General features: G+C 52.2%; 8 protein-coding genes. All 8 read right to left on the bottom strand.

Going from position 1 to position 11,211, the window contains the following annotated elements; genetic code table 11:
* Window positions 1–60: 60 nt before the first annotated feature.
* Window positions 61–531 (bottom strand): 30S ribosomal protein S7, encoded by a 471-nt coding sequence (gene rpsG, locus ABIK47_04350; GenBank protein ID MEO0019858.1) that lies wholly within the window; start codon window positions 529–531, stop codon window positions 61–63.
* A 9-nt stretch (window positions 532–540) separates the two neighbouring features.
* Window positions 541–924: a 30S ribosomal protein S12 gene (gene rpsL, locus ABIK47_04345; protein MEO0019857.1), complete on the bottom strand. Its 384-nt coding sequence runs from the start codon at window positions 922–924 to the stop codon at window positions 541–543.
* A 42-nt stretch (window positions 925–966) separates the two neighbouring features.
* Window positions 967–5,007, bottom strand: a complete 4,041-nt coding sequence (rpoC, locus tag ABIK47_04340; GenBank protein MEO0019856.1) for a DNA-directed RNA polymerase subunit beta' — start codon at window positions 5,005–5,007, stop codon at window positions 967–969.
* 99 nt (window positions 5,008–5,106) lie between these two features.
* On the bottom strand, window positions 5,107–9,069 hold the full coding sequence (gene rpoB, locus ABIK47_04335) for a DNA-directed RNA polymerase subunit beta (protein MEO0019855.1): 3,963 nt from the start codon (window positions 9,067–9,069) through the stop codon (window positions 5,107–5,109).
* 54 nt (window positions 9,070–9,123) lie between these two features.
* Window positions 9,124–9,519, bottom strand: a complete 396-nt coding sequence (gene rplL, locus ABIK47_04330) for a 50S ribosomal protein L7/L12 (protein MEO0019854.1) — start codon at window positions 9,517–9,519, stop codon at window positions 9,124–9,126.
* Window positions 9,520–9,584: 65 nt separating this feature from the next.
* Complete coding sequence (rplJ, locus tag ABIK47_04325) at window positions 9,585–10,106, bottom strand: 50S ribosomal protein L10 (GenBank protein MEO0019853.1); 522 nt, start codon at window positions 10,104–10,106, stop codon at window positions 9,585–9,587.
* A gap of 1 nt (window position 10,107) precedes the next feature.
* On the bottom strand, window positions 10,108–10,845 hold the full coding sequence (gene rplA, locus ABIK47_04320; GenBank protein ID MEO0019852.1) for a 50S ribosomal protein L1: 738 nt from the start codon (window positions 10,843–10,845) through the stop codon (window positions 10,108–10,110).
* A gap of 15 nt (window positions 10,846–10,860) precedes the next feature.
* Window positions 10,861–11,211, bottom strand: a 351-nt coding sequence (rplK, locus tag ABIK47_04315) for a 50S ribosomal protein L11 (GenBank protein MEO0019851.1), incomplete at its 5' end; no start/stop codon positions are given.

Below are 11,211 nucleotides of genomic sequence, written 5' to 3'. Positions count from 1 at the left end.
GTCCCCGGGACGCTCCCCTACATCATACCAAGGGGCTAAGTTGTTAGGAAATGGCGAATGCTACCAGCGATAATGGGCAAAGGCGCGGTTGGCTTCCGCCATCTTGTGGGTATCCTCCTTCTTCTTGAACGCCGCACCCTGCTTTTTACTGGCGTCGATCAACTCAGCGGCAAGCCGTTCAATCATTGTGTATTCACCCCTTGAACGCGCCGCCTCGATCAGCCACTTAATTGCCAGCGCATCACGGCGCCTGGGTGGCACCTCCATCGGAATCTGATAGGTGGCGCCCCCAACACGCCTCGGTCTGACCTCAAGAACCGGCTTGACATTGTTAATCGCCTTCTGGAACAGGGCATACCCATCCTCACCTGCCCGCTGCTCCGCCAGTGCCAGCGCCTCATAAAATATCCGCTGGGCAACGGTCTTCTTTCCATCCCACATCAACTTGTTGATAAACTTTGCGACCAGGACCGAATTGTACTTCTGGTCGGGCGCGACGGTGTGGAGCTTATACTTCCTACGCCTGGGCATAATTACTCCTTAACTCGCCTGCGGTTTTGGTCGCTTGACCCCGTACTGACTGCGCGCCTGTTTCCGTCCCTCAACGCCGGTGCAGTCATAAACCCCCCGCACCACATGGTAGCGGACACCAGGCAGGTCCTTGACCCTGCCCCCGCGCACCAACACAATTGAGTGCTCCTGGAGATTATGACCCTCCCCGGGAATATAGGCGGTAACCTCATAACCGGAGGTCAAACGCACCTTACACACCTTGCGCAACGCCGAGTTGGGCTTCTTCGGTGTGGTGGTATAAACCCGAGTGCAAACCCCTCGCTTCTGGGGATTGCCTTTCAAAGCCGGGGTCTTGGACCGGCTCCGCACCTTTCTCCTCGGTCTGCGCACAAGTTGATTAATTGTTGGCATTTCCACTCCTTTCCAAATTATCCTCTGCCAGCGGGTCTGGCATTATGCCGCCTCCTGCTCTTCCTTCTTGACCTCCTCACTCACAAGTTTTATCCGGCTGAACTCCCGGAAACCGGTTCCCGCCGGAATCAACCTGCCGACAATAACATTTTCCTTCAGACCGCGCAACTTGTCCTCCCTACCCTGAATCGCCGCCTCCGAGAGCACGCGGGTGGTCTCCTGGAATGAGGCGGCAGAGAGGAAACTCTCGGTCAACAGCGCTGCCCGGGTAATGCCCAACAATATCGGCTGATAACTTGCCGGCTTGAGCCCCTCTTTTAAAAGCCGCTCGTTCTCCTCCAGCACCCGCCGCCGCTCAACAATCTCACCCTCAATAAAGTTGGAGTCACCCGGATCCTCAATCTTCACCTTCCGCAGCATCTGCCTGACAATGATGGAGATGTGCTTGTCATTAATCTTGACCTTCTGCAAACGGTACACTGCCTGAATCTGGTTTGTTAAAAACTCCTGAACCGCCAGCCAACCCTTGACCTTTAACACATCATGGGGGTCAACCGAACCCTCACACAGTTTATCACCAGCCTTGACAGTGTCCCCGGTCTGGACCAAAAGGAATTTGCCGTAGGGGATTTCATACTCCTTGACCGCGCCCCCCTCAGATATGACCCGCACCAGCCGCTTCCCCTCTTTAGGCTCACCGACCTCAACCGTCCCATCAATTTCGGAGATAATCGCTGGTGACTTGACCCGTTTTGCCTCAAAGAGCTCGGCAACCTTGGGCAGACCACCGGTAATATCGCGGGTGCGCGCCATTTCGCGCAAAAGCCGCGCGAGGACATCGCCGGTCTTGACCTCTTGCCCGTCCTCGACCACCAGATAGACACCCGCGGGCAAGGGATGGGTATCCACAACCTTGCCCTTTTCTCCGACCACCTCCAGCATCGGGTGCAGTTTCCTTGCCCGGTCCTCAACAATGATACGCTGCATCCGCTCTGAGCGCTCATCAATGTCTTCACGCAGGGTTCTTCCCACCTCAATATCCCGAAATCTGACCCTCCCGCTGGCACGGGCAAGCAAGGGAATCGAGTAAGGCTCCCATTCAAACAGCACCTCCCCCTCCTTCACCTCTTGTCCATCACCCACCCGGACTATCGCACCGGCAGGTACAGTAAAAGGCACAGCCCGGTCCGCCCCGGTCAGAACTATCCTACCCTGCTCAAGTGTGGTCATCTCACCGTCACTGCGCCTGGAGACCTTCAGACCTTCAAATTTGATTGTCCCTTTAAACCGGGCGGTCGCCTTGGTCTGTTCTGCAACGCGTGACGCCACACCACCAACATGGAAGGTCTTTAATGTCAACTGCGTGCCAGGTTCACCAATTGACTGGGCGGCGATGATACCCACCGCCTCGCCAATCTCAACTGCTCTACCGGTCGCCATATTTCTGCCATAGCACTTGACGCATAAACCCGTAGGTGCCTCACAGGTTAAAACCGACCGCACCCGCACCATCTCAATACCGCAGTCTTCAATCTCCTCTGCCGCCTTGTCGGTGATCTCCTCGCCGGCGCGAACCAGAACTTCCCCGGAGATAGGGTTGACGATGTCGTCAAGGGCGAACCTGCCGGCGATGCGCTCGCTTAAGGGCTCGATGATGTCCCCACCCTCACGGAGTGCCGTTACCTCCTGACCAACAATCGTGCCACAATCCTCCATTGTAATCACCACGTCCTGAGCAACATCAACCAGTCGCCTGGTAAGATACCCTGCCTCAGCAGTCTTTAAAGCGGTATCTGTCAATCCCTTGCGCGCCCCATGGGTGGAGATAAAGTATTCCCACACCGAAAGCCCTTCCCGGAAAGAGGATTTTATCGGGGTCTCAATTACCTCTTCACCTACGGTCCGACGCTGAGGCTTTGCCATCAGTCCGCGCATTCCGCCTAATTGTGCCGCCTGGGTACGAGAACCCCTCGCTCCCGAGTCTATCAGGATATAGACCGGGTTGAACCCCTCCTGGTCCTGACGGAGACACTCCATCAGCGCCTCTTCCACCTCGGCAGTGGCCAATGTCCAGGTATTGACAATCTTATTGTATTTTTCCGATTCGGTCATTAGGCCTTGGCTATATGCCCGATACACCTTGCGCGCCTCTTCATCGCTACGCTCAAGAATCTTTTCCTTCTCTTTAGGGACAATCACATCCTCCATACCGATCGAGAGCCCGGAAACGGTCGCCATCTCAAAGCCCAGGTCCTTTAAGTCATCCAAAAGTTTCACCGTGGCGCTCATCCCTAATGTGCGCACGCACCGGTCGATCAAACCAATCAACTTGTCTTTAGGCACCACCTCATTGACGAACCGCAACTCTTCGGGCAGCACATCGTTGAAGATGACCCTGCCAACGGTCGTCAGAAGCCGCTCCTTCCGCCACCAGAAATTTATCCAGTCGTGGATGGCCAGTTCACCTAAATCATACGCGGACCTAACATCGGCGAAATCAGAAAACGAGGGTAGCGCAGCAACAGCAGATGAACGCCGAGCCTCGTTCCTCGGTCGTTCTTTCGTAAGCCAGTAAATCCCCGCCACCACATCCTGGGACGGCACCATCAAAGGTTTCCCATGAGCAGGTGAAAGGATGTTATTAGGTGCAAGCATTAAAACCGCCGCCTCAAGGATACCCTCAGGCGTCACTGGAATATGAACCGACATCGTGTCACCGTCAAAATCGGCATTGAATGGCGGACAAACAAGCGGATGAATCCCAATCGCCCGGTGTTCGGAAAGAATCGGATAAAAAGCCTCGATCGACACCCGGTGAAGGGTAGGTGCTCGGTTCAAAAGAACTGGGTGGTCACGCGTAACCTCCTCTAACACCTCCCAGACCTCAGGTGCCTCCTTACGGTACATCGCCTTCGCCCCCCGCTCGCTGTCAGCCAGTTTTTTCTCCTCCAAGCGCCTTAGTATCATTGGCTTAAAGAGCTCCAACGCCATCTCTTTAGGAAGGGAGCACTGGTGAAGCTTCAACGTGGGGTCAACAACAATAACGGACCTACCCGAATAATCCACCCGCTTTCCCAAGAGGTTACGCCTAAACCTACCCTGCTTGCCCCGGAGCGCCTCACAAAGCGATTTTAAAGGTCTATTAGCCCTGCCTCTCACAGGCTTGGGTCTGGACTCGTTAGAGAATAAAGCGTCAACCGCATCCTGAAGCATCCGCTTCTCATTCTTCAGGATAATCTCCGGAGTTCTGATGGACATTAAATGACGCAACCGATTGTTCCTGACGATAACCCGCTTATAAAGGTCATTTAAATCGGAGGTGGCATAACGTCCCCCCTCCAAAGGGACGAGCGGACGCAAATCAGGTGGAATCACCGGGAGGACATCAAGTATCATCCACTCCGGTCTTGCACCAGAATTCCTGAAGGCCTCCACAACCCTCAGCCGGCGCAAAAGACTAAACCTCCTTGAACTTTCGTGCTTAATTCTTGCTCGTAACTCCGCAGCCAAGTCATCAAGTTCAATTGACCTCAACAACTCCTTTAGCGCTAGCGCGCCAGTCTCTGCCTTAAAGCCTTCGTACCGCTTGATATCCCTTGCCTCACGGAACTCCTCCTCTCCAATCAACTCCTTCCTCTTATAAGGACTCTGCCCCGGCTCAATAACCACATAAGCCTCATAATTCAAAACAGTTTCCACCTCATTAATGGACATATCCAAGATGAGCCCAATCTTTGATGGCGGCACCTGATAAAAAAGCGTATGCGCCACCGGGACGACCAACTCAATATGCCCCATCCAATACCGCCTCACCTGGGAACTTGTTACCTCAACACCACAACGGTCGCAAACAATCCCCTTATACCGAACCTTCTTATACTTACCGCAATTACACTCATAATCCCTTACCGGACCAAAAATCCGCTCGCAAAAAAGACCGTCACGCTCGGGCTTCTGAGTCCGGTAATTAATTGTCTCCGGTTTCAAAACCTCCCCATTTGACCAGCTGCGAATGGTCTCCGGGGAGGCAATCCGGAGCCTTAAAGAATCAAAATCGTAAACAAAATCCCGCTCACTACTCATTCTTATCCCCCCAGTTACTAGCTCCTATTTTGTGGTTGATTAAACCAAGAGCCATGAAGCCAATACTAAGAACTAAAAACCATAAACCATTAACCAATTTTACCCCTTCTTTTCCCTCTCCGCTACCAGCTCAAGCCCCAATCCCTGCAACTCCTTTACCAAGACCCAAAATGATGCTGGCGCCTTAGGTCGTGGAGGGTTCTTCCCCCTTACCAAAGCGTCGTAAAGCGCGCTCCTACCCTCAACATCGTCTGACTTTATCGTCAACATCTCTTGAAGAGCGTGTGCCGCCCCATACGCCTCCAAAGCCCAAACCTCCATCTCCCCGAACCGCTGTCCGCCAAATTGCGCCTTCCCCCCAAGTGGCTGCTGCGTAATGAGCGAATACTTGCCTGTTGACCGTGCGTGAATCTTGTCGTCAACCATATGAATCAATTTCATCATATACATCACACCCACCGTTACTTTCCCCTTGAAACGTTCCCCAGTTCTACCATCATAAAGCACCACCTTACCATCCTCGGGCAAACCAGCCCGGCGCAATTCCTCCTTAATCTCATCTGGTGTGGCACTCTCAAAAACTGGACATACCGCCTGATAACCTAAAACCTTCGCCGCCCAGCCCAGATGCGCCTCCAACACCTGCCCCAGATTCATGCGCGATGGCACCCCTAATGGGTTAAGTACCATATCCACTGGCACACCTCTTAATTCCCGTATCGTCTCGCTGCTTTCCCCGTCAACCCCGATGTAAGGCATATCCTCCACCGGCAGAATCTTGGAAACCACACCTTTGTTACCATGCCTTCCAGCCATCTTGTCACCCACCGACAATCTCCGCTTCTGGGCGATGAAAATTGTGACCGAGCGCAACACCCCATGCGGAAGTTCATCGCCCCGCGCAATTCGTTCCTCTTCTGCCCGTTTTTCCTCTTGTGCCCGTTTTAGTAGTGAATCGTATTCATTGAGAACGGTTTTTATCTGCTCTTGGAGCCGCGGATTGGAAACAAGTTGTTCAAAGTTGGTAATCTGGGAAAACTCTTCAGAGGTGAGGAACTGGTCATCCATTATCTGTCCGCCTTTGTGGATAATTTTCCCACGGGCGGTCTTGGCATTGGCAGCGGCTTTGTGGCCGCGGAGGATTGAGCGGAGTTTTTCGTCACGGCGGAGGATGTAGAACTGTTTCTTCATTTCGTAACGCTGTTGGGCTTGGTCTAAAAGCTCTTTTTCGAGGCGGCGAGTTAACGGGTCCGAAAGTTTCTTGGAAAGGATCCGGCGGTCAATGACTGTACCGAATACCCCTGGTTCGACACGAAGGGACGTGTCTCTGACATTCGCCGCTTTTTCACCAAAGATTGCCCTAAGGAGCCTTTCTTCCGGGGTGTATTCGGTTTCGCCTTTGGGCGTGATTCTGCCAACAAGGATATCTCCAGGACCAACCTCAGCGCCAATGCGGATAATGCCAAATTCGTCTAAGTTTTTTAGTTCCTCTTCAGTGGCACCCGGGATATCGCGGGTTATCTGTTCCGGTCCCAACCGGGTCTCACGCGCCTGGATTTCAAATTCAAGAATAGAGATGGATGTATAGGCATCCTGTTTTAAAAGCTCTTCGGAGATGACAATGGCATCCTCGTAGTTATAGCCGCGCCAGGGGATAAATGCAACCAAGACATTTCTCCCTAATGCAAGTTGCCCATCATCAGTTGCAGGCCCATCTGCCAATAGGTCGCCCTTTTTGACAGCGTCGCCAGCACGAACAACTGGGCGCTGATTTAAACAGGTGTATTGGTTGGATTTGCGGAATTTGGTTAGTTTGTGCTCTACCAAACCCTGCTCAGTGCGAATCACAATCGAACGGGCATCCACCTTGGTTACTACCCCATCCTCTTGTGCCAAAACAACCGCCCCCGATTCTTGGGCAAATTTAGTTTCCACCCCGGTTGCCACTAAAGGCTTCTCCGGTAAAAGTAACGGCACCGCTTGGCGTTGCATGTTTGCACCCATGAGCGCCCGGTCAGCGTCGTCATGTTCCAGAAACGGAATCAGCACGGTTGAAGGTGCAAACAGTTGTTTTGGTGAAACATCCATAAAGTCAACCTGGTCGGGCGGTACAACCACGACATCGCCACGCCGCCGACAGATGATTTCATTTTTGATGAATCTTCCATCAGGTCCTAATTCTGTTGTTGCCTGAGCGATGGTGTAGCGGTCTTCCTCTTCGGGTGTAAGATAAACCTCTTTGCCTTTGCCCATTATCACCCTGCCCTGTTCCACCCGCCAGTAAGGTGTGGAGATGAAGCCATAATGGTCTATGCGCGCATAGGTGGAAACTGTAGCGATCAAACCAATATTCGGTCCCTCTGGAGTCTCAATAGGACAGATTCTCCCGTAATGAGAGTAATGGACATCACGGACTTCAAATCCGGCTGTTTCCTTTGTCAACCCACCAGGTCCCAAGGTAGAAACCCGGCGTTTATGGGTAAGTTCGGCAAGGGGGTTGGTCTGCTCCATAAACTGGCACAACTGGCTTGAGGTGAAAAACTGCATTATCGCATTGGCAACAACACGGCTGTTAATCAACTCCTGTGGCACCAACTGGCTTTCGTCAATAAAGGCGGCGCGCTCCCTAATATTCTGGGTAAGTTGTGCCAGTGCCGCCCGAAACTGATTTTCCAACAGTTCCCCCACACGTTTTACCCGCCGGCTGGCAAGATGATCAACGTCATCGGTCTGGTAGCGGATTCGTTCTGCAGTTGGTTTGTAGCCGGATTTGTTTAAAAGCTGCTCGGCGCGGACCCCGCTCTCCTCGGTCTTGAAGACGAGTTCCAGTTCATCACGCTGTTCATAGAAAAACTCCGCATCAGGTTCCAAACCCTCACTTTTCAAAACACTGAGAATCGAGGACCGAATGTCGTCTTCGCTCATCCGGATGCGGAGGACATATAGTTGAGCGTCAGCGGAAAGTTTAAGAAGTTTGTCAATGATGGCAAATATGTCATCCGGCTGTAACCGAGAGCCATCGGGCGCTGCCTTAAGCATCAAACTCTGGTTGAGTTTATACCTTCCCACCGCCCCTAAATCAAAGCGCCGTTGGTCAAAGAGCATCCCGAGAATCAGCACCTCTGCCACCTCAATTGAATGGGGCGCAATCGAACGCAGCCGATAGTAGATGCGTTTAATCGCATCCTCTTTGGAAGTAGAGCGGTCTGCTCGGAGGGTATTTATTATGATGTCCAGACCGGGCTGTCCTTGAGATACAACCGGTGCCTGAGTAACTCCTTTTGATGCAAGGAATTCCACCACCGCTTCGCTCAACCTCTCACCCGCTCGGGCTAATACCGCCTGAGGCTCCGGAACGTCCCCTGAACCCTCCCGGATATCCTCAGCAAGGACCTCACCCGGTCTTAGATGTTGGGTCTCCACCTTAAAGAGCTTGCGGAGAATATCAGCATGGGTATAACCAAGCGCCCGTAGAAAGGTTGCTGCCGAGAGCCTCTTTTTACGGTCAAGGATAACTAAAAGGGTCTGATTCTTATCAACCACCAGTTCAAACCACGCCCCACGTAATGGCACAAGCAGCGCGGAAATCTCCTCCCCTTCGCGCGAGAAGTAAACACCGGGCGATCGATGCAGTTGACTGACAACAACCCGCTCAACACCGTTAATGATGAATGAACCATTCGCGGTCATCCACGGGAGCTCGCAGAAATAGACCTCCTGTTCAACAACATCCTTGATGCTACCCGCCTCTCTCCCGAAGCCGTGCCTGACCAGGCGGAAAACCACCTTCAATGGGAGGGCGTAGGTCGTGCCCCGGGCAATCGCCTCCTCCGGCGAATATCTCGGCTCACCCAGTTCGTAACGAACATACTCAAGACGAAAGTTCTTGTGCTCATCAACAATGGGAAACATCTCCCGGAATATTCCCTCAAGTCCCACAGGTCGCCGCTGCTCTGGAGAAATCTGGTGCTGGGTAAACTCCGAAAAAGACTCCCGCTGCAGTGATAACAGATTGGGAATATCAAGGTGCAACCGAATTTTACCAAAATCCTTTATCTTCATAGGCTTGCGTGTTTAGTTTTTGGCGCTTGCTTCATAAAGCACATAAACCAAAAACTATTTTATCTCCACCTTTGCACCGACCTCCTCTAACTTCGCCTTAAGGCGCTCCGCCTCTTCCCGGCTTACATTCTCCTTTATCACACTCGGGGTCTTTTCAATTATATCCTTTGCCTCTTTCAAACCCAACTGCGTCAAAGCGCGCAACTCCTTTAACACCTGGATTTTTTTGTCCCCCACCGCAACTAATGTTACCGTAAATTCGGTCTTTTCCTCTGCCTTGGTCTCGGTGCCAGCACCGCTACCAGCCGCCTGGGGTGCAGCCACACCACTGGCAAACACCGGCGCGCTGATGCCAAACTTGTCTTTTAGTTGTTTGACAAGGGTAGCGAGTTCTGTAACGGTCAAACCCTCTATCGTAGAGATTAACTCCTGAACCTTATCCTCTGACATTATTTCCTCCTTGGTTCTTTCTTAAAACTCATCCAAATCAAGCTTAGAAGCAGCAATTCTATTCCTTAAGCACCCTGTTGGGATTGCGGGCGCCTTTGCATCTCTTCAAAAACCCAGACAAGTTCCCCCAAAAGCCCCTCAAGCACGCCCAAAAGTTCGGCAATTGGACTCATAAGCACCCCTACCAACTGGGTGCGGAGCTCATCCTTTGTCGGCAGATTAACAAGGAAATCAAACCGTTCTGCCGGATAAATGGTCTTCTCTAAATAGGCACCCTTGAATTTGAGACTGGGGAAATTCTTCAAAAGCCTTGCCGGTGCCACCGCGTCATCCTCGGCAAAGATAACCGATGTTGGCCCCTTAAGTATCGTTTCAATATCTTCCGGCACACCGCATTCCTCCAGGGCTCGGAGCGCCAGTTGATTCTTAACAACCTTTACCTTAAGCCCCTGCGCTCGCGCGGTGCGACGCAAATCATTAAAATCATTAGCAGGAACACCGGTAAAGTCCACGAAATAAATTGCCTCAGACCGCTTAATTCTTTCCTTTAACTCTTCAATCACCTTAACTTTTTCTGCCTTACCCATATTACACCTCCCGCTTGGCGGTCTCAGAAAACTCCTTGGGATCAATACGAACACCAACACCCATCGTGGATGACAACACCACCTTGCGGATAAACTGACCCTTAGCAGTAGCCGGCCTATTCCTCATCAACTCGCGAATGAATGTCTGGATATTCTCAATCAGTTGCTGAGGTTGGAATGAAACCTTGCCCACGACCGCATGGACATTGCCAGTTTTGTCATTCCGGTAATTAATCCTCCCTGCCTTAAGTGCCTTAATTGCCGCTCCAATTTCGAATGTGACCGTCTGTGTTTTAGGCGACGGCATTAACCCTTTCGGACCCAAAATCTTACCCAATCTTCCCACCGCTGCCATCGTGTCTGGTGTCGCCACCGCCACATCAAAGTCGGTCCAGCCCGAGCCTATCTTTTCAATCAAATCCTCAAAGCCAACATAATCGGCACCGGCCGCCTGCGCCTCATCCACCTTATCACCTTTGACAAACGCCAAAACCCTCACCTTTTTGCCGGTTCCGTGAGGTAAACTCACTGTACCTGCCACCGCCTGTTCCTGTTTTTTGGGGTCAATCCCAAGCCGTACCGCCACCTCCACCGACTCATCAAACTTGGCATTGGCATTCTCTTTAACCAGTCGGACCGCCTCCGCGAGGGAGTAACTTTTAAGCCGATCAACCTTCTCACGCAGCGCCCGGTAACGCTTGCTGTGGCGTTTGTTTACCGCTTTCTGTTCAACACCCATCGCCTGCTCTCCTCTCTATTTATCCTCAACAGTCAAGCCCATCTGCCGGGCTGTTCCTTCGATAATCTTCATAGCACCCTCAATATCAGCGGCATTAAGGTCCTTCATCTTCTTTTGTGCAATCTCACGGATCGCTGCACGAGTAACCACACCAACCTTTGCCCTGTTAGGCTCAGCCGACCCCTTTGCCAGACCTGCCGCCTGTTTCAAAAGCACCGATGCCGGTGGGCTCTTGGTCACGAAAGTAAACTTCCGGTCGGAATAAATTGTCAAAACTACCGGAATCAGCATGCCCGGCGGCTCCTTCTTCGTCGCCTCATTGAAAGCACGAATGAACTCGGCAATGTTAACTCCGTGTTGACCAAG

It is taken from the genome of candidate division WOR-3 bacterium, assembly GCA_039801245.1.
In the GTDB taxonomy this organism is placed as follows: domain Bacteria; phylum Hydrothermota; class Tepidihabitantia; order Tepidihabitantales; family Tepidihabitantaceae; genus JAOABP01.
This window is presented reverse-complemented; position numbering and strand designations above follow the sequence as displayed.